This window comes from Bradyrhizobium sp. LA6.8 (assembly GCF_040547935.1).
Taxonomy (GTDB): domain Bacteria; phylum Pseudomonadota; class Alphaproteobacteria; order Rhizobiales; family Xanthobacteraceae; genus Bradyrhizobium; species Bradyrhizobium barranii.
The window spans coordinates 1,287,561-1,305,976 of sequence record NZ_JBEPQQ010000003.1; the positions used below are offsets into that span (position 1 = coordinate 1,287,561).

Below are 18,416 nucleotides of genomic sequence, written 5' to 3' on the forward strand. Positions count from 1 at the left end.
GGTTTTATTGACGTTTTGTTAAGGGAACAAAGCCGCCTGCCACGCGTCCGGGACACGAGAGCGGGTTATTCGCGCGACGATCAGCTCGAGAACGTACCGCTGCGATCGCTGAATAGATCGAGCGGTTGCGGCGGGCGCACGTCAGGCGTCGCCGATGCGATCGAAGCAAGCGAGGCGTTGTTGCCCCACAATTTCTGCACCGTGGTCGAAACCGGCTGCGTGGTATCGCCGGGCTGATAGATCGAGCGGAACGCGGGTGTGATCGGCGTGTTGTCTGCAACCGTTGACGACGACGTCGCACTCACCGGCGTCACGCCGCGCGCCTCCGGAAAGGTTTGCAGATAGGCGGCGTTGTCGATGACAGGCACGGTGGGCTGCACGCCGTTGGCACTTGCGACCTGCGTCGTGGATGGCGTATCGCCATACATCGCCATTGCGCTGCGGGTCGTTTTCGAATTCGCCGCGCTGGCGTAGCGCGCGTCGAGCACCGAATAGACCTCGGAGACGCTGCGCGCGCGGCCGTCCCTGGCGTAGAAGATCGATCGGTTGGCGGAGGCCGCGTTGGGAAACAGCCGCGCGCCGACCGCTTGCGGATTGTCCTCGGCATTGGCAATCAGCTTTGCGGCGCCGCCGACACCCATGAAATGCGCCATGTAGAGTTCGCTGTCAGACGGCCTGCGGCCGAGCAGTCCGGTGAGCTTGAAACTGTTCGACTGCGTCAGCGCTGCGGCCATGGTGGAGGCGGCTTCCGGATCGTCGCGCAGCTTCATGATCGACCGCTTCATGGCGGGATCATCGACAGCGTAGCTGCCCGACGACGTCCTTGTGATGGCGTCGGAATAATTGCCATAGCCGAGCTGGGTGCCCGCCTCCTTCACCGTACCCAGCCAGGTCTGGTCGATGAACTGGTAGAGCCCGTGCGCGGACGACGTGGTGGCTTCCGCCGTCGGATCGAAATCCGATTCCATCTTGGCGGTGGTCAGCATGTACTGGAAGCTGACGCCCGTCCGGTTGGAGACCTGCTTGATCGCGCCGGCGACGCGTGCCCGCGACGGATCGAGACCCGTCGTCTGAGAGGCACTGGAATTGTCGACCGACATGATGGAGTGCCCGCCCCGTGCGGCGTTGAGCGACGCCGGCAATTCGGCGCCTGTCGTCTCACCGTGGGACAGGTATGGTTAATGCGGGGTTAATCTGGCCGCTCGCCGTCATTGCGGCCCGAACTCGGGGTGACGGCCGGCTATTTCTTGTAGACGGCGTCCGGATCGAACAACCTGTCCGCATCGATGAAGACCAGCTTGGCGCCGCCGCCCTCGGCGTCGACCTTGCGGTAAAAGCAGGACCGGCGGCCGGTGTGGCAGGCCGCGCCGATCTGCTCGACACGGATCCAGACCGCATCCTGGTCGCAATCGGTGCGGATCTCGACCACGCGCTGGGTCTGACCCGACGTCTCACCTTTTCGCCACAAGGCATTGCGCGATCGGCTGAAGTACCAGGCCTCGCCGGTCGCAATCGTCTTGCGCAGCGCCTCGTCGTTCATGTGCGCGACCATGAGCACATCACCGGTGGCAACGTCGGTCGCCACGCAGGTCACGAGGCCGGCGGCGTCGAACCTGGGCAGGAAGGCGAGGCCTTCCTCGATCTCATGGGAGTGAGCGGACACGGGCGTCCTCGCTTGGAGCACGACGCGGACATAGACCTTCGCGAGGTCAGCGCGTCGCGCCTCGCACCAGGGACAGGAAACGGGCTTGCTCCGCCGGATTGTCGCGGAACATGCCAGTGAAGCGGCTGGTGAAGGTCGAGGCACCATGCTTGGCAACGCCGCGCACCGACATGCAGGTATGCTCGGCCTCGATCAGCACGGCAACGCCGCGGGGCTTGAGGATCTCGTCGATGGCCGCCGCGATCTGCGCCGTCATGTGCTCCTGGGTCTGGAGCCTGCGGGCGAAGATGTCGGTCAGGCGCGCAAGCTTCGACAGGCCGACGACGCGTTCCACCGGCGTATAGGCGATGTGCGCCTTGCCGTAGAACGGCATCATGTGATGCTCGCACTGCGAGGTGAACTCGATGTCGCGCACCAGCACGAAGTCGTCATAGCCGGCCGTCTCGCCGAAGGTGCGGTCGAGCACCTCGGCCGGGCACTGGTGGTAGCCCTGATAGAGCTCGTCGAAGGCCTCGACCACACGGCGCGGCGTGTCGAGCAAGCCTTCGCGCGCGGTGTTCTCGCCGATATAGGCGAGCAGCGTCTTCACCGCCGCTTCCGCCTCTGCGCGCGCGGGGCGCGGCTGGTCGGCGCGGACGGCGGCCGCGAGGAATTCGGCAGGGTCGAGCTCAGCCGGGCGGCTCTCGGGCTGGCGGTCGGAGGGCTTGCCCGGGCGGATGGATTTGATCGTAGCGTCCATGTCTACTCCGTTCGACGGCCTCGCGGCCGGAGTGTCACCGGCAGACGGGGCGGCAAGCCGCCGGACGCCTGAAGAGAACAGTTTTGACGAAAAAGGCCCTTTGGGTCATCACGCTGGCAGCGCAGATCTGGACCGCTGCCGCCGCACCGCTGGACTGTTTTTCCGCCAGTTCCGCCCCTATATAGGACCGTAGGCGGCGCCCGCCAAGGCCGATCCGGTGCGGAAGTGTTGGACTCCATCACATGCTGAACGACATCTATAACAAGCGGATCATCGAACTGGCCGGGAATATTCCACGCCTCGGACGGCTGCCGGACCCCGACGCCACCGCCACCGCCCACTCCAAATTGTGCGGCTCGACCGTGAAGATCGACCTCAAGATGGAGGGCGACAAGGTCACCGACTTCGCCCATGACGTGAAGGCCTGTGCCCTCGGACAAGCCTCTTCATCCATCATGGCAAGTCGCGTCGTCGGCTCGACTGCGAGCGAACTCCGCGAGTTACGTGAAACCGTTCGCAAGATGCTCAAGGAGAACGGCGCGCCTCCTGAAGGCAAATGGGAAGAGATCAAGTTCCTCGAGCCGGTCCGCGACTACAAGGCGCGACACGCCTCGACCCTCCTGACCTTCGATGCCGTGGTCGATGCCATCGGCCAGATCGAGGCGAAAGCCAAGCAGCCGGCCGCGGCGCAGGGCTGATTTGGTCGAGGTCATTCCGGCGCGCGCCCCGGCATGACGATTAGGGAAATCCTACTTCTGCGAGCCTGCGCTTTGCGCAGCACCGGTCGGCACCACGGCTTCCGCCGTCTTGGTCGACTTGACGGGCTGCGGCTCCGCTTCCGCGCCGAACCTCGCCTGGGTCTTCGGTGCAAGTTCCGCCACCGCGGGCGCCGCGACGTCCACATGCGGCAGCACGTCGGCCACCAGATTGGTGGTGACGAGATTGGTGAGCTTCAGCTCGCCAGCATCCAGTTCGTGCAGATCTTCCCACGGCGGCACGCTGAGCGCGAGCGAGAGCAGGTCGCCGGCGCCGCCCATATCGAAGGTGTATTTGGCGAGCCGGCCGATGTCGCGCTCCACGATCATCAGGTCCTGCGCGCTGTAGCTCGCCGCCTTGGCATCGTCGGCACGATCGCCCATCCAGATCTGGTGGACCCGGACATGAGCGGCTTCCGGCACGTAGCGCTTCTTGCCGGCCAGCAGCAGGAACACGCACATGGATTCGCAATAGGCTTCGGGCGCAACCGCCGGACGGGCCGACTGCCCGCTGCGGTTCTGAACGCTGATGCCGACGGTGGTCGAAAGTCCAAGATTGCGGAAGCGCCGGCCGAGCGTGATCGCGTCGTTGACGGAACCGCCGCTGGAGTCGAGCACCACGGTCGCGCCGCCAAGCTGGCGTCCGCGCGAAAACTCCTCGAAATCCCTCGGCGTATCAGCGGTGATGATGCCGACCGCGCTGACCCAGCCGCGGCAGTTCGGGTCGCAGGCGACCCAGTTGAACTTCATCGGCAGCTTGCGCTCTTCGAGGGCGGCACCGGCATGAGCCGTTGTGCCGGTCGTGGCGACAGCTCCGAAGAGCGCGGCGCCAAGCGCGGCTGCCCCAAGCAACAACCAGCCGCGACGGTCGAGGGAGTTCAGAAGTCTCAATCTGGTTCCTTCCCCAAGCCCCAAAGGTTCCCCAACAGTCCTCGGTAGCGCCCTCTGAGTCCATCATACGGGCGTATGTTTCTACACACGGTCGTCATAAAAATGGTATCCGGGGGAATACAGATCGTCCACAGGTACTTGCTGCACTGCTCCCAAAAAGCACGGGAAATATGGCGCAGAAACAACAACTTGCGGTTCCCTGCGCCGGAACCGCGCAATACCTCGCTCACGATCGCAGCACAGCGCCCATGAAGCATTCAACCTGCGAGCACTGTTCCACTCCCATCGAGGGCGCGCTCCGGCTCCCGCGTCGATTCGGCCGCGCACTGATCTGGCTCTACCGCCACACGCTCTCGCCGCTGGTCGGCTACAATTGCCGGCACCTGCCGACCTGCTCGGTCTATGGCGACGAGGCGATCGAACGGTTCGGGCTATGGGCCGGCGGCTGGATGACGCTCGCGCGACTGCTTCGCTGCAATCCTTTCGGCACATCGGGAATCGACAACGTGCCCCTCACCGCACCGCAAGGCGCGCACTGGTATCTACCCTGGCGCTACGGCCGCTGGCGCGGCGTCAACGCGTCCTGATATCACCAGGAACGCCGCGGCGCTTCGCGCATCGCTGCCTTGAATGGAACCGGAACTTCCCCCTCGCGTTGTTGTGATGCTCCTACGGGAGGAAACAAGAATGCGCTGGAAAATCAGCCCTCATTTTCACTTCAGGCTTGGTCCACATCCTGGTTCCAGAGGGCATCACGACCCCAGAACCCTCGACATGATTGCCATCATTGCGCTGCTGGCGCTCGTGGTCGGCTCCGGCTGGTATCTGGCAACGAGCCTTGCCACGGCGCCGAGCACCACGGCCTTCATCGTGCCGAGCCAGAGCGTGCACTGGTAGGCTGGACGTTAGAGATCGAGCACCAACCGATCTGCACCGGGTTTGGCGACATATCATCAGATGGCGTTCGCGTTCGTACGGCTGGTTGTCATCGCCCGGAGCGCGTGACACCCGCCTCAACAGGCAACCTAACGAAACCAGAAAAAGCGCCCGGGCGGTGGCGGGATCGACTCGGGCGGACGCAGCCGCTTCGGACGCGGCGGCTTTGGCGACGGCTCGGCGGACGAGGTGGTCTCCGCAGCCGGCGCCGTCTCGCTTCCCGGCACCCTCACCGACAGCAGCAAGTTCGATTCATGCGTCCGCCAGCGATAGCCGACGCCGAAATCGATCGGCTGGGCGCGCGTGAACAGTTCGGCGTAGCGCTCCTGGTAGCGGCCGGGGAATTCGTCGATCGGTCCGAGATAGCGGCCGAACGGGAAGAACCGCCACTGTTGCGCATTGTAGTTCGCAAGCGGAATGCCGGAATCGTCCTGGATGATGGTCGCGCTGTTGGCCAGCAGCCAGTTGCGAGCGACGGAGAAGTCGCCCTTGTGCAGGAGATAGGACGCGCTCTTGAGCAGGCTGTTGCCGGGCCCGAGCGTCTCGCAGAATTTCAGAAATCCCGTGTTGCGCGCGCTGGCATTGGAGAGATCGGTCGAGAAATAGTACAGCGTGCGCGCCTCGCCGTCGCTTCCGGCAAAGGTGATGCGGACACCGCGCGTCGCGTTCCGTCCCGGATTGTCGCCTCCCGTATGCACCCCGCCCTTGTCGTCGAGCGCGATCATCTCGACATTGCGGATGGTCTTGCCGGAGCGCGCGAGGAAGACATAGAGGATCGGCAACGTGCCGTTGACCTGGTTGGCGTGCAGGTCGACCTTCATGTGCTTGGTGATGAAGAAGGAGAAGCTCAGGATCGAGCCGAGCGAACGCTCGACATTGTAGAGCGCGGCACCGACCGAGCCGCGCGGCAGCCGCGTCAGGTCAGGCACCGCGCCGACCGGCTCCAGCGCGCCGAGCACGTAGGTGCTGGCCTTGGAGTAGAACGCATCGGCGTAGAGGAAGTCGGGGCCGCTGAACAAGTAGAACATGGTCGGCCGGGGCGCGGCCAGATTGACGTCGGCCCAATTGCGGATCTTCGAGAGCTGCCGCTGCTCGAGCTGGGCGAAGGCGCCGTCGAAGAATTTTGCGTGGCGCTGCCAGCCCGGGTCTTTGGTGAGCGGCACCAGCGGCGAGTCCGGCGAAGGCTGCATGCCCGCGAGAAAGCGCGCGGTATCATCGAAGGTGACGTCGGCGGCACGTGCAGACGAGACGGCCGCGGCCAGCAGGGCAAGAGCGACGGCCGCAATTCTCATGGGTCGAAACATGTCTATTCGCGGTGTGATGACGTACCAGCGGCGACCGGCCGCCTGCGGAAAACAGCATAGATCAACAGGCCCGAGAGCATGAGCAGCATCCCCGCCAGCGACTGCACCGGCCGCTCGGTCAACAGGTAGTACATCATGAACGCGGTCACGAGCAGGAAAACGAGCGGCGTGAACGGGTATCCCCAGGCGCGATAGGGCCGCGGCAGGTCGGGATCGGTGATGCGCAGCTTGACGACGCCGGCGACCGTGAAGAACGAACAGAACAACAGCGCGAACTGGATGAAGTCGAGCACCGCCTCGAAGCTGCGCGTGAACAACAGCAGATTGGCGACGGCAAGCTGAAACAGGATGGCATAGGCCGGCGCGCCGCTCACCGATCGCTTCGAGAACACGCGCAGGGCCGGAATGTCCTCGCCCATCGTCATCATCACGCGCGGGCCGATCCACATCATCGCGCTGATCGAGGAGATCAGGCCGACGCAGATCATCGCACCGACGATCCGGCCGCCGAGGCTGCCGAAGATCGCGCTGCCCGCGACGCTGGCAACGTCGAGCTGGCCGGCCAGCGCACTGACCGGCGTCGAGTAGAGAAACACCGCATTCAGCGCGACGTACAGGACGAGCACGATCAGCGTGCCCGCGAGCAGCGCGCGCGGCAGATCGCGTTGCGGCATGTTCATCTCGCCGATGATGTAGGTCGCGGCATTCCAGCCCGAGAACGAGTACATCACGAAGACGAGGCCGATCGCGAAGGGCGCGCTGACGATATGCGCGAGATCACCCGGCTGTGGCGTGAAGACAATCGGCTGCGGCGTGCCGATGACGAAGCCGGCGAGCAGGAAGGCGACGATCAGCACGACCTTGAGGATGGTCGAGATCAGCTGGAAGGTCGATGAGTGCCTGACGCCGGTCAATTGCACGATCGAGACCAGCCACACCACGCCGATGGCAAGCGGGATCGGCGGCAGATCGGGGACGACCGATTTCGCGTATTCGCCGAACGCCATCGCCGCGAGCGCGACGGGCGCTGCGAAGCCAACCGTCGCCGAGACCCAGCCGGCGAGAAAGCCGAAGGCGGGATGATAGGCGCGGCCGAGGAAATTGTACTCACCGCTCGAGCGCGGAAACATGGCGCCGAGCTCGCTGTAGGAGAACACCCCGCACAGCGCGACGATGCCGCCGATGGTCCATAGCAACAGGATCGAGAAGCCGGACGGGATGTCCTTGACCTGGAAGCCGAGGCTGGTGAAGACGCCGACCCCGATCATGTCGGCAACGACGATGGCGGTTGCGACCAGAACGGAGACCCCCGGCCCGCTCCCCGTCAGCCGGCCAGTCCAGGGCGCGGGTCCCGCATCTGATGCCGTCATCGGGGTCCTCAACCTCAGGCGTCACGTGTCGTGGAGAGCATCGTGCAGTCTGGTCCAGTCAATTCAAGCAGGGTTAACAAGGGTTAAATGAGGCGCATGAAATCGGTATTGCGGCACCTTTTGTGCACGATCCTGGGCAACAAAGCCCCGTAAACACCTGAGAATCCCGTTTCGCACCCCCACAATCAGGACACGATTGCATGGTCCCCTTGAGCATTCCGGATTTGGGGAAGTTTCTCCGGACACTTAACGTCGCCTAAACGCCAGTCGGCTCAATTAGCTTGAATATTGCCGCTGGGCTTGTGGACATGACTTGGGGTCATGGGTGGATGGTCGGGGCCGCTCCGAAATTGAGAGCTGACATTCGTGCTGATCGGACGCTGTCCGGCGCGCGCAGTGGTGCGCGCCGGATCGCGCTGGTCTCAGCCTTGGTGCCGCTGTCGCTCACGCTGGTTCAATGCGGCAGGGCCCCCAACCCGGCGGCGCTCGCGGCGAACTCGCAGGCCAACGTCCAAATCGTCGCGAAGACCAATCCTCAGGTCGCAAGCAGCGACACGTTCGAGGATCGCTTCCCCGCCCCGCAATTCAAGGAGCGCTTCCCGTCGGCGAGCGAGAGTCTTCTGCAACGGCAGATGTCGGACTTCTCGCCCAAACGCGCCGTCCAGCAGCAGCCTCAGCCGGAGCAGGCGCCGTACAAGGTCGCCTCACTCGCACCGCAAATCCCCTACCAGCGTCCGGCACGTGAAGACCTGACGACACTCGTCAGCATGAAATCGTCGGCCTTCCCCTATTTTGGCAACAACCCCGCCTCCGACGCGCCATTCCTCAACATCTCCAAGGGCGATCGCCGCGGCCACCGCAGCTATTCCGGGCGCGTCTACTGGCAGGACGAGACTTACAGCGACAGCCGCGTGCTGATGCACGTGCCCGAGCATTTCGACGTGCGCAAGCCGGGCGTGATCGTGGTGTTCTTCCACGGCAACGGCGCAACGCTGGAGCGCGACGTGCGCGACCGCCAACTCGTACCGCAGCAGGTCACCGATTCCGGCGCCAACGCCATCCTGCTGGCGCCGCAGATGGCGGTCGATGCCGCCGATTCCAGCGCCGGCAAGTTCTGGCAGGCGGGCGGCCTCAAGCGCTTCATGGAAGAGTCGGCGGCCCATCTGGCCCGGCTCACCGGCGATCCCAACAACGCCCGCGCCTTCGCCAACATGCCGATCGTGATCGTCGGCTATAGCGGCGGCTTCCTGCCGACGGCCTGGAGCCTCGAGGTCGGCGGCATCAGCGACCGCGTCCGCGGCGTCGTCCTGCTTGATGCCGTCTACGGCGAAATGGACAAGTTCGCCTCCTGGATCGAGAGCCACCGCTCCGGCTTCTTCGTCAGCTCCTACACCCGCTACACCGCGCGGCGCGACCGCGAGCTGATGAGCATGTTGCGGCAAAAGGGCATCAGCGTCTCCGAGGACATGGACGGGCCACTCCGTCCCGGCAGCGTGGTGTTCGTCGAAACCGGCGACGGGATCACGCATCGTGATTATGTGACGCGCGCCTGGACCCGGGACCCGCTCAAGGACGTGCTGGTGAAGATGTCGGCGACGCCATCGTTGGCGCTGACGCGCGTTGCGTCCACCAATCCAGCCGCATCGAGCCGCTAGCCGATATTGCGCGCGCCGGCATTTGGCCGCGCTGCCCGCAATTGCCGCAGGCTTTGATCAAAATGTGATGTTGATGGCCGACATCCCCGGGAGCCACCGGATTGCTTCCGCTGGCAACGATCATAATTTGCCGGCCAAGTTTTAGCTTGAATTCTGCGGGGACAGACGGTGCGTCAGGGACTGTATAAGGTCGACTTCCACACGGTTCATGGAACCGGCTGCGGCGTCGTCTATGTGACGGATGGCAAGATGCGCGGCGGCAATTCCGCGTTCGCTTTCATCGGGACCTACATCGGCGAAGGCGACAGCATCAAGGTCAAGATTTCGACCCAGCGCTACAACGACGATCCATCTTTCAAGCCGCTGTTCGGGCACGACAGGATCACGCTGACGCTGGCCGGCCGTGAGGACGGGGACACGGCGGAATTCGAAGGCACCGCGCTGCAAGTGCCGGGCGTTGCCTTCAGGGCCGTGCTGAGCCGGATCAGCGACTAGCCGTCCGGCTTCCAGGCTCTCGATCTTCAGGTCTTGATGTTCAGGTCTTGATCTTCAGGTCTTGGGCAGCTTCGGAATGCTCTCGGCAAAGCCGTTGAAGCAGGCCAGTCGCTCGTCCTCTTCCTTGAAGAAGCGGCAATCGGCGTAACCCTTGGCCTTCGCCGGTTTCGGCTTCGGCTGCGGCGCGATCACGGCGTCGTAGCAGTTGAGGCGGTCCTTGGTGCCGTCATCGAGGTCGAGGCAGGCCTGGAGCCGTGCCGCGATCGACTGCGGTTTGCCCTTCGGCGCCGCGGCCGGCTTGGCCGCGGCCTCTTTGGTCCCCTTGGGCGTGACCTGCACCAGCGGCTTGTCCCCCACCATGGGTGGCTTGTCGGTTTGTGCAAACGCAGAGGCTGAATAGAGCACCGCGGCAACCGCCAGAATCATCCTCATGTCAGTCAACTCTCTTTGGTCCCCATGCCTCGCCTTCTAGCGCTCCCGCGCGTGGTTTGCCAAGCACCTTGCGCATAGGAAAACGCACCCTTCAGGCCGTGGTGGCAGCAGCCGGCCGGGGTCGGGTCAGAACCACGAGGATCAGCGCCAGGACGACGAAGCCGACCGCGACGAAACCAAGCGGATGCAGCAGTTCGCGGGCGAACAGCAGCCCGCCGATGGCGGAGCCGACAGCCTGGCCGACGTAGAGGACGGAGGTGTTGAGCGCGACGGTCGCCGATGCGAGCGGCGGCGCAGCCGCGACCAGCCGCACTTGCTGCATCGAATTGGTTGAGGCAAAGCCGAGGCCCCAGATCGCGACCGCGAACGCCATGAACACCAGGCTCCCCGCACCGAGCGCCCAGCCGGTGATGCCCGCAAACAGCAGGCAGGTGAACAGCAGCGACGTCCGATAAGGCCCCCAGGTGTCGACGATGCGGGTCGCGATGACGACGCCGAGGAAACCGCAAACGCCGTAGATGCCGAACACCATGCCGATTGCATCCGGGCTCGCCTCGGTCAGCTTCTTGAGCAGCGGACCCATGAAGGTGAACACCACAAACTGACCGGACATTTGCAGCATCGTGATCGCAAGCAGCAGCAGGATCGTCCTGCTGCGGCCGACCGCGCTCCAGGTCTTCAGGTCAACAGGCGCGCCCTTCAGGCCCGCCGGCAGGCGCAGCAGCAACAACAGGAAGGTGATGCAACCGAGCGCGCCGATCCCGCCATAGGCCGCGCGCCAGCCATAGCGGCTGGCGATGAAAGTGATCAGCGGAAGACCGACGGCCGCAGCTAACGACCAGCCGAGAAAGATGTAGGCGATGGTGCTGCCCCGCCGCTTCACCGGCACGATCAGCGCCGCCGTGCCAGCAGCCTGCGGCGTGTAGAGCGCGCCGACCGCCAGCATCAGCAGGCGAATGATGAGGAGACTTGTATAGTCAGGGGCAAATGCCGAGCCGAGATTGCCGAGGGCCAGCACCGCAAGCGTGGTCGCAAGCAGCGTCCGGCGCTCGATGCGGCTCGTGAGCCAGGCCGTCAGCGGCGAGCCGATGCACAGCGTGATCGCGCCGAAGGTAATCAGGAGCCCGGCCGCATGGATGCTGACGTCGAGCCCTGTTGCCAATTCCGGCAGCATGCCCGCCGGCGCCAGCACCGAGCAGCCGGTGACGAGATTGCCGAGCATCAGGGCGGTTGGTGTGAAACGGCCGGCGGCGGGCGGATTTTCCATGCAGATGCATGTAGAGCAGGCCTGCGACCAGTTAAAGGGCGCGTTGCGAAATAGTTGGAGCATCGCCCAAGCTTTTGCGCGCGACTTTCTTGGAAATGCCGGATTGCACAGGCCGAATCGCCTGATATATCGCTCGTTCCCGCTTACCTGCGCTCGTTCGCAGGAGTGAGCCTCAGGAGAAAAGCAATGACCGACCAGCCCAAATCCGAATCCGGCTTTCAATACAGCCTCAGCAATCTGAGACCCGTGACCCCGCCCGAAAAGATCACCCTCACCTTCCCCGACGGCGCCCGGCGCGAATACGCCAAGAGCATCACCGGCCTCGAGATCGCCAAGGGCATTTCGCCGTCGCTGGCCAAGCGCACGGTTGCGATGGCGCTCGACGGCGTGGTCGCCGACCTCGACGACCCCATCGAAGCCGATGCCAAGATCGAGCTGATCAACCGCGACGATCCGCGCGCGCTCGAGCTGATCCGCCACGACTGCGCCCACGTGCTCGCCGAAGCCGTGCAGACGCTGTGGCCCGGCACGCAGGTCACCATCGGTCCCGTGATCGAGAACGGCTTCTACTACGACTTCTTCCGCAACGAGCCGTTCACGCCGGAAGACTTTGCCGCGATCGAGAAGAAGATGCGCGAGATCATCGCGCGCGACAAACCCTTCACCAAGGAAGTCTGGGACCGCGAGAAGACCAAGCAGGTGTTCCGCGACAAGGGCGAGGCCTTCAAGGTCGAGCTGGTCGACGCCATTCCCGGCAACGAGCCGATCAAGATCTATTACCAGGGCGACTGGTTCGATCTCTGCCGCGGCCCGCACATGACCTCGACCGGCAAGGTCGGCAACGCCTTCAAGCTGATGAAGGTGGCCGGCGCCTATTGGCGCGGCGACAGCAACAACCCGATGCTGACCCGCATCTACGGCACGGCGTTCGCGAAGCAGGAGGACCTCGACGCTTATCTGAAGCAGATCGAGGAAGCCGAAAAGCGCGACCATCGCAAGCTCGGGCGCGAGCTCGACCTCTTCCACTTCCAGGAAGAAGGTCCTGGCGTCGTGTTCTGGCACGCCAAGGGCTGGACCATCTTCCAGCAGCTGATCGCCTATATGCGCCGGCGCCTCGCCGGCGACTACAGCGAGGTCAATGCGCCGCAGATCCTCGACAAGTCCTTGTGGGAGACCTCGGGCCATTGGGGCTGGTATCGCGAGAACATGTTCGCGGCGCAGTCCGCCGGCGACGAGGCCGAGGACAAGCGCTGGTTTGCGCTGAAGCCGATGAACTGCCCCGGCCACGTGCAGATCTTCAAGCACGGCCTGAAGAGCTATCGCGACCTGCCGCTCCGTCTCGCCGAGTTCGGCGTGGTGCATCGCTATGAGCCGTCCGGCGCCATGCATGGCCTGATGCGCGTGCGCGGCTTCACCCAGGACGACGCGCACGTCTTCTGCATGGAAGACCAGCTCGCCGACGAGTGCCTCAAGATCAACGATCTCATTCTATCGACCTATGCCGATTTCGGTTTCACCGGCGATCTCACGGTGAAGCTCTCGACCCGGCCCGAGAAGCGCGTCGGCACCGATGCGATGTGGGATCACGCCGAGCGCGTGATGGCGACGGTGCTGCGCGAGATCCAGTCGCAGAACAATCACATCAAGACCGAGATCAATCCGGGCGAAGGCGCCTTCTACGGGCCGAAGTTCGAATATGTGCTGCGCGACGCCATCGGCCGCGACTGGCAGTGCGGCACCACGCAGGTCGACTTCAACCTGCCGGAGCGGTTCGGTGCGTTCTACATCGACCATGACAGCGGCAAGAAGGCGCCGGTGATGGTGCACCGCGCGATCTGCGGCTCGATGGAGCGCTTCATCGGCATCCTGATCGAGCACTATGCCGGCAACTTCCCGCTCTGGCTGTCCCCGGTGCAGGTGGTGGTCACCACCATCACCTCGGAGGCCGACGAGTATGCCAAGCAGGTGCTGGAACAGGTCCGGCGCGCGGGGCTCCGGGCCGAGATCGACCTGCGCAACGAGAAGATCAACTACAAGGTCCGCGAGCACTCGCTGGCCAAGATTCCGGCGCTGCTCGTGTGCGGCAAGAAGGAGGCCGAGACGCAGTCGGTCTCCGTCCGCCGGCTCGGCAGCGACGGCCAGAAGGTGATGACGACGGTGGAGGCGCTCGCCGCGCTCGTCGACGAGGCCACCCCACCGGACGTCCGGCGGGCGCGCGACGCGGCCTGAGTCCTGAAATCGATCTAAACTCGCTTCCGGTTGCGGGCGTGCATGCTTATCTCGGCATGGCACGCCCGACGACCAGCCGAAGAGGACATCGCAGTGCCCGACGCCATCGAACTCCTGAAGACCCGTCGCTCGGTCAAGCCGCGCGAGATGACCGGGCCCGGCCCCTCCCCCGCCGAGCTCGAAACCATCCTCACCATCGGTGCGCGCGTGCCCGACCACGGCAAGCTCGCGCCCTGGCGCTTCATCATTTTCGAGGGTGACGCCCGCGAGCGGGCCGGCGAGGTCATCGCGACGGTCTTTGCCCGCAAGAATCCGGACGCACCGGCGGCGAACATCGAGACCGAGCGCAAACGCCTCACCGACGCGCCGCTGGTGATCGGTATCGTCAGCTTCACCAAGCCGCATCCGAAGGTGCCGGCGTTCGAGCAGGAATTGTCGGCCGGCGCCAGCGTCATGAACATTGTCACGGCCGCGACCGCGCTCGGCTACGGCGCCTGCTGGCTGACCGGCTGGTTCGCCTTCGATCGCGACGTGCTGGACGGCCTCGGCCTCAAGCCGGACGAAAAGCTCGCCGGCCTCGTCCATATCGGCACGCCGACCAAGCCCAGCGAAGACCGTCCGCGGCCGTTCCTTTCGGAAATCGTGACGCGTTTTTAATCGATGTCTTGTTGACGCCTCCGACGTCTTGCGGCTTTGATCCCGGCGAGGGAGGAAGCCCGGATGAAGCGTCGTGAATTTCTGGTCGGGGCCGCGCTGCTGGCCGGCACGATGGGGCGCAGCCGCGCCGCCACCAACATCCCTACTCCGTCGGCTGACGGGCTCGACCGCATCACCGCCTATTTTGACAACGAGGTGACGCTTGGCCGCCTGCCGGGCGCGGTGGTCCTGGTGCAGCAGCACGGCAAGCCGGTCTACCTCAAGAACTTCGGCGTGCGCGACACCAGGACCGGCCTCGCCATGACGCCGGACACGATCTTCGCCATCCACTCGATGACCAAGCCGATCACGTGTCTCGGCGCGATGATGCTGATCGACGAGGGCAGGCTCGCGCTCACCGACCCCGTGTCGAAATACGTCCCGCTCTTCGCCGACACCAAGGTGGGCGTGGAGCCGGAGGGCACCTCGAAGGTCGAACTCGAGCCGTCGATCCGTCCTGTCAACATCGAGGATCTGCTGCGGCAGACCTCGGGCATCAGCTACGACTATATCGGCGCTCCATGGGTGATGCAGGTTTACCAGGCCGCCAATATTTTCGAGGGGCCCTTCAACAACAGGCAATTCGCCGACCGCATCGCCAAGCTGCCGCTCACGCGCCAGCCCGGGACGCTGTGGCGCTACGGCCATTCCACCGACGTGCTCGGCGCCGTCATCGAGATCATCTCGGGCCAGACGCTGTATGAATTCCTCAAGCAGCGCATTCTCGATCCGCTCGGAATGAACAGCACCAAATTCGTGCTGAAAGCGCCGGAGGAGCGCGCCCGGATGGCGCGGCCGCTGCCGAGCGATCCGGTCCTGCTCGCCGGCGAGCGCGACCGCCTCGCCCATCCCGAATGGGAATCCGGCGGCGGCGGGCTGCTGTCGACCATCACCGACTATCAACGCTTCTCGCAGATGCTGCTCAATGGCGGCGAGTTCGAGGGCAAGCGTTACCTCAGCCCCGCCGTGTTCAAGGCCATGACGACCGATCACGTCGGGCCCGGCTCCGGCGTGGGGCGCGACTATTTCTATTTCCCGGGCGACGGTTTTGGCTATGGCTACGGCATCGGTGTGCGCACCGATCCCGGCAATGCGAAGCCGCCGCCGGCCGGATCGATCGGCGAATTGAAATGGGACTCAGGGAGCGGCACCTATTTCGGCGTCGATCCCAAGCTCGACATGGTCTACCTCTTGATGCAGCAGACCCAGAACGAGCGCAGCCGCATCACGCCCGCCTTCAAGGAACTGGTCTATGGCTGCTATCCCGAAGGGCTACGCCGCCCGTGAGGCGCGCTGGCCGAAATCGGCCAGCAGCTTTGCGATCTCGGCGGCGGGCCGCGCCGCGCTGAACAGAAACCCTTGCACCTCGTTGCAGCCTTCGGCGCGCAGCCAGTCGAGCTGATCCTCGGTCTCGACGCCTTCAGCCGTCGTGGTGATGTTGAGGCTGCGGCCGAGGCCGGAGATCGCGCGCACGATTGCGACGCAATCGGGCCGCTGCGCCAGATCCTTCACAAACGAACGGTCGATCTTGATCTTGTCGAACGGGAAGCTACGGAGATAGCTGAGGCTGGAATAGCCGGTGCCGAAATCATCCATGGAGATGCTGACGCCGAGCTCCCGCAATTGATGCAGGATCGCAAGATTGGCATCGGTCTCCGCCAGGAAGATCGACTCGGTGATCTCAAGCTCGAGCCGCTTCGGCGACAGGCCGGATTGCGCAAGCGCGGAAATCACGACCTGGACCAGGTTGCGGCTGCGGAATTGCGCCGGCGACAGATTGACCGCGACCTTGACGTCGACAGGCCATTTCACCGCCTCCGCGCAGGCTTCGCGCAGCACCCACTCGCCGAGCTGGGTGATGAGGCCGATGTCCTCGGCGACCGGAATGAATTCCGCCGGCGAGATCATGCCCTTGTCGGGATGACGCCAGCGCAACAGCGATTCAAAGCCGGAGATGCGGTCGGACGCGATCGACACCAGCGGCTGGTAATGCAGCTCGAACTCGCCATTGGCGAAGGCGCGACGCAGATCGAGCTCCATGTCGCGGCGCTTCTGCGCCTGGAGGTCCATCTCGCGCTCGAAGAAATGGTGCACGCCGCCGCCGTCGGACTTCGCCCGGTACAGCGCCATGTCGGCATTGCGCATCAACTCCTCCGACGTCGTGCCGTCGCCGGGCGACAGCGCGATGCCGATGCTGGCGCCGATCACCATCTCCTGGCCGTCGAGGTCGTAGGGCGCCTTCAGCATGTCGATCAGCAAGGTCGCGCAGGCGCTGGCTTCGTTCGGCGAGACGTCGGCTGCCAGGATCACGGCGAACTCGTCGCCGCCAAGCCGGGCCGCGAGATTGCCGCCGCGGACCGCGGTGGTGAGGCGTTCGGCAACTTGCTTCAGCAGGCGATCCCCCACCGGATGCCCGAAGGAATCATTGATGTTCTTGAACAGGTCGAGATCGATATAGAGCACGCCGACCCGTTTTCCGCCGGCCTGATCGAGCGCCTGCTTCAAGCACTGCTGGAAATGTTCGCGGTTCGGTAGATCGGTGAGCCCGTCATGGTGCGCCATGTGGGCGATCCGCGCCTCGGCCTTGCGCCGCTCCGTGATGTCGACCACCGCGACCAGATAGCCGTCGCGATCGTCGAAGGCGACGCGGCGACCGAAAGTGAGCACCTCGATCTCGCTGCCGTCGGCGCACAAATGGCGCCAGTTGCGCGAGGAATGATAGGTGTCGCCGATGCGTTCGAGCGCCTCGGCGTGGCTGTCCCACTCGTCCTCGGGCCAGATCTCGTGCAGCTTCATGCGCAGGAAGGTGGCGCGGCTGTAGCCGTAGTGCTGGACCGCGGCATCGTTGACGCTGAGGAATTCCTTGGTCTGTGCCTCGAACACCCACATCGGCATCGGGTTGTTGTCGAACAGCAGGCGAAACGAGGCGTCGCGCCGCTTCAACGCGGTGACGTCGGAGATCGTCAGCGAGACCAGATCGGCGAAGGCGGTGGCACTGAGCCGAAGGTAACGTCCGTCGTCCTCGATCTCGAGCTGCTCGCCGCGGCCGCCGGAGACGACCTTGAGCAGGAAGTCCATGATTTCGGGCGAGGCCAATAGCGTATTCCCCTCGCCGATCCGCCGCCACAACAGGCCCGCGCTCGCGACCTTCAGCAGCGCACCGGCGCCCTTGTTGTGATGCACGATCTGGAGATCGAACGGCTTGCCTGCGGCATCGCGCAGCGTCGCCAGCGAAACCACGGCGTCATCGGTCGACGAGAAGATCGCGTCCAAGAGATTGTATTGCGCGCCGCGCTCGTTGATGTAGGCGCCAACCAGCGTGGCGCCCCAGCGCGAGGCGGTCGGCAGCGCCAGCACATCGTAGGTCCGGACCATGCCGTCGCGCACGCAATGCGCGCTGGCATGGTGCGGCCGTCCGTTCTCGAGCGCGCTCGCCACAGCTTCCGACAGCGCCGTGGCGCAATCGGGCGAGAGCTCGGCGACCGGGATATCCCAGCGCTCCTCGCCGAGCCATTTCTGCACGTAACGCCCGCTGCGCGACAATTCGAGCGCGCCATCGTTCTTCAGCAGCGCGATGTGGTCGGCGAGCCGTCCGAGGCTCCCAAGCATCACGTCCTCATAGCGCGGCAGCCGTTCGCCCGGCTTCAACGCGGCACGCCATTTGCGTTGAAGCACCGGGATGTCGTCAAACATTTCGGCGGCCGGTTTTCCCGGCATCTTCTTCGCGGCAGTCATTGCAGTCCCCAACGCACTTTCCCCGCGCATCCAATGCAGCCGCGCTTAATGCCGTGTAAAAAGGACGCAGCCGCGGGTTCCATTCGGCGATTATGACAGTTTTAAGTCAGGTGTTGGTTAGTGCGCGTTAGAGACTATGACGGTTGCCTAAAATGCGATGCGTGCGCGTTAGAGTGAAGTTATGGCGCACAGCTGCTTCATCCTCGTCATTGCGAGCGCAGCGAAGCAATCCAGACTGCCGCCGCGGAA

The 18,416-nt window shown here is 64.4% G+C and carries 17 protein-coding genes; 8 read left to right on the top strand and 9 right to left on the bottom strand.

Annotated features, from left to right (window positions below):
• Window positions 1-80: 80 nt before the first annotated feature.
• The 3 genes from ABIA90_RS20055 to folE form a co-directional block, all read right to left on the bottom strand.
• Window positions 81-1,100, bottom strand: coding sequence for a lytic transglycosylase domain-containing protein (locus ABIA90_RS20055; RefSeq protein ID WP_354117659.1), 1,020 nt, complete (start codon window positions 1,098-1,100; stop codon window positions 81-83).
• Between the two features lie 140 nt (window positions 1,101-1,240).
• A complete protein-coding gene (gene hisI, locus ABIA90_RS20060) occupies window positions 1,241-1,663 on the bottom strand; it encodes a phosphoribosyl-AMP cyclohydrolase (RefSeq protein WP_354117658.1) in 423 nt (140 codons plus the stop codon).
• A gap of 46 nt (window positions 1,664-1,709) precedes the next feature.
• Window positions 1,710-2,402, bottom strand: coding sequence for a GTP cyclohydrolase I FolE (folE, locus tag ABIA90_RS20065; RefSeq protein WP_354117657.1), 693 nt, complete (start codon window positions 2,400-2,402; stop codon window positions 1,710-1,712).
• A gap of 242 nt (window positions 2,403-2,644) precedes the next feature.
• Between folE and ABIA90_RS20070 the strand changes: the two genes are divergently transcribed.
• The gene (locus tag ABIA90_RS20070) at window positions 2,645-3,100 is read left to right on the top strand and encodes an iron-sulfur cluster assembly scaffold protein (protein WP_014494348.1); all 456 of its coding nucleotides are present in this window, start codon (window positions 2,645-2,647) and stop codon (window positions 3,098-3,100) included.
• 51 nt (window positions 3,101-3,151) lie between these two features.
• Here ABIA90_RS20070 and ABIA90_RS20075 read toward each other — a convergent pair whose 3' ends face one another.
• Complete coding sequence (locus ABIA90_RS20075) at window positions 3,152-4,048, bottom strand: COG3904 family protein (RefSeq protein ID WP_063982516.1); 897 nt, start codon at window positions 4,046-4,048, stop codon at window positions 3,152-3,154.
• Window positions 4,049-4,296: 248 nt separating this feature from the next.
• On the opposite strand from ABIA90_RS20075, the gene yidD reads away from it, so the two are divergent.
• Window positions 4,297-4,635: a membrane protein insertion efficiency factor YidD gene (yidD, locus tag ABIA90_RS20080; RefSeq protein ID WP_085405345.1), complete on the top strand. Its 339-nt coding sequence runs from the start codon at window positions 4,297-4,299 to the stop codon at window positions 4,633-4,635.
• A gap of 100 nt (window positions 4,636-4,735) precedes the next feature.
• Window positions 4,736-4,945 (top strand): hypothetical protein, encoded by a 210-nt coding sequence (locus ABIA90_RS20085; protein ID WP_085405563.1) that lies wholly within the window; start codon window positions 4,736-4,738, stop codon window positions 4,943-4,945.
• Between the two features lie 128 nt (window positions 4,946-5,073).
• Here ABIA90_RS20085 and ABIA90_RS20090 read toward each other — a convergent pair whose 3' ends face one another.
• Together ABIA90_RS20090 and ABIA90_RS20095 are read right to left on the bottom strand one after the other, a co-directional pair.
• The gene (locus ABIA90_RS20090) at window positions 5,074-6,276 is read right to left on the bottom strand and encodes a hypothetical protein (RefSeq protein ID WP_063982514.1); all 1,203 of its coding nucleotides are present in this window, start codon (window positions 6,274-6,276) and stop codon (window positions 5,074-5,076) included.
• A 14-nt stretch (window positions 6,277-6,290) separates the two neighbouring features.
• Window positions 6,291-7,658 carry an APC family permease gene (locus ABIA90_RS20095; RefSeq protein ID WP_354117656.1) on the bottom strand — a complete coding sequence of 456 codons (1,368 nt, stop codon included), beginning with the start codon at window positions 7,656-7,658 and terminating at the stop codon, window positions 6,291-6,293.
• Between the two features lie 329 nt (window positions 7,659-7,987).
• Between ABIA90_RS20095 and ABIA90_RS20100 the strand changes: the two genes are divergently transcribed.
• On the top strand, window positions 7,988-9,313 hold the full coding sequence (locus ABIA90_RS20100) for an alpha/beta hydrolase (RefSeq protein WP_071912671.1): 1,326 nt from the start codon (window positions 7,988-7,990) through the stop codon (window positions 9,311-9,313).
• Between the two features lie 168 nt (window positions 9,314-9,481).
• Window positions 9,482-9,808: a GrlR family regulatory protein gene (locus ABIA90_RS20105; protein ID WP_354117655.1), complete on the top strand. Its 327-nt coding sequence runs from the start codon at window positions 9,482-9,484 to the stop codon at window positions 9,806-9,808.
• Window positions 9,809-9,862: 54 nt separating this feature from the next.
• Here the strand turns inward: ABIA90_RS20105 and ABIA90_RS20110 are convergent, their stop codons facing one another.
• On the bottom strand, window positions 9,863-10,240 hold the full coding sequence (locus tag ABIA90_RS20110; protein ID WP_028150242.1) for a hypothetical protein: 378 nt from the start codon (window positions 10,238-10,240) through the stop codon (window positions 9,863-9,865).
• A gap of 91 nt (window positions 10,241-10,331) precedes the next feature.
• Window positions 10,332-11,507, bottom strand: a complete 1,176-nt coding sequence (locus tag ABIA90_RS20115) for an MFS transporter (RefSeq protein WP_354117654.1) — start codon at window positions 11,505-11,507, stop codon at window positions 10,332-10,334.
• Between the two features lie 186 nt (window positions 11,508-11,693).
• Between ABIA90_RS20115 and thrS the strand changes: the two genes are divergently transcribed.
• The 3 genes from thrS (at window position 11,694) to ABIA90_RS20130 (ending at window position 15,719) form a co-directional block, all read left to right on the top strand.
• A complete protein-coding gene (gene thrS / locus ABIA90_RS20120; protein WP_071912667.1) occupies window positions 11,694-13,736 on the top strand; it encodes a threonine--tRNA ligase in 2,043 nt (680 codons plus the stop codon).
• A 93-nt stretch (window positions 13,737-13,829) separates the two neighbouring features.
• The gene (locus ABIA90_RS20125) at window positions 13,830-14,393 is read left to right on the top strand and encodes a nitroreductase family protein (RefSeq protein WP_028154760.1); all 564 of its coding nucleotides are present in this window, start codon (window positions 13,830-13,832) and stop codon (window positions 14,391-14,393) included.
• Between the two features lie 63 nt (window positions 14,394-14,456).
• Window positions 14,457-15,719: a serine hydrolase domain-containing protein gene (locus ABIA90_RS20130; protein WP_354117653.1), complete on the top strand. Its 1,263-nt coding sequence runs from the start codon at window positions 14,457-14,459 to the stop codon at window positions 15,717-15,719.
• On the opposite strand, the gene ABIA90_RS20135 is transcribed toward ABIA90_RS20130, so the two are convergent.
• On the bottom strand, window positions 15,705-18,167 hold the full coding sequence (locus ABIA90_RS20135) for a putative bifunctional diguanylate cyclase/phosphodiesterase (RefSeq protein ID WP_354117652.1): 2,463 nt from the start codon (window positions 18,165-18,167) through the stop codon (window positions 15,705-15,707). The genes ABIA90_RS20130 and ABIA90_RS20135 overlap by 15 nt on opposite strands.
• Between the last annotated feature and the right edge of the window lie 249 nt (window positions 18,168-18,416).

What these genes read in the sequence shown, in the direction of transcription:
- ABIA90_RS20110 (WP_028150242.1), bottom strand. Translation starts at nt 10,240, where the DNA reads ATGAGGATGATTCTGGCGGTTGCCGCGGTGCTCTATTCAGCCTCTGCG.
- folE (WP_354117657.1), bottom strand. Translation starts at nt 2,402, where the DNA reads ATGGACGCTACGATCAAATCCATCCGCCCGGGCAAGCCCTCCGACCGC.
- ABIA90_RS20085 (WP_085405563.1), top strand. Translation starts at nt 4,736, where the DNA reads ATGCGCTGGAAAATCAGCCCTCATTTTCACTTCAGGCTTGGTCCACAT.
- ABIA90_RS20115 (WP_354117654.1), bottom strand. Translation starts at nt 11,507, where the DNA reads ATGGAAAATCCGCCCGCCGCCGGCCGTTTCACACCAACCGCCCTGATG.
- ABIA90_RS20100 (WP_071912671.1), top strand. Translation starts at nt 7,988, where the DNA reads ATGGTCGGGGCCGCTCCGAAATTGAGAGCTGACATTCGTGCTGATCGG.
- ABIA90_RS20055 (WP_354117659.1), bottom strand. Translation starts at nt 1,100, where the DNA reads ATGTCGGTCGACAATTCCAGTGCCTCTCAGACGACGGGTCTCGATCCG.
- ABIA90_RS20135 (WP_354117652.1), bottom strand. Translation starts at nt 18,167, where the DNA reads ATGACTGCCGCGAAGAAGATGCCGGGAAAACCGGCCGCCGAAATGTTT.
- ABIA90_RS20130 (WP_354117653.1), top strand. Translation starts at nt 14,457, where the DNA reads ATGAAGCGTCGTGAATTTCTGGTCGGGGCCGCGCTGCTGGCCGGCACG.
- thrS (WP_071912667.1), top strand. Translation starts at nt 11,694, where the DNA reads ATGACCGACCAGCCCAAATCCGAATCCGGCTTTCAATACAGCCTCAGC.
- ABIA90_RS20090 (WP_063982514.1), bottom strand. Translation starts at nt 6,276, where the DNA reads ATGAGAATTGCGGCCGTCGCTCTTGCCCTGCTGGCCGCGGCCGTCTCG.
- ABIA90_RS20095 (WP_354117656.1), bottom strand. Translation starts at nt 7,658, where the DNA reads ATGACGGCATCAGATGCGGGACCCGCGCCCTGGACTGGCCGGCTGACG.
- yidD (WP_085405345.1), top strand. Translation starts at nt 4,297, where the DNA reads ATGAAGCATTCAACCTGCGAGCACTGTTCCACTCCCATCGAGGGCGCG.
- ABIA90_RS20070 (WP_014494348.1), top strand. Translation starts at nt 2,645, where the DNA reads ATGCTGAACGACATCTATAACAAGCGGATCATCGAACTGGCCGGGAAT.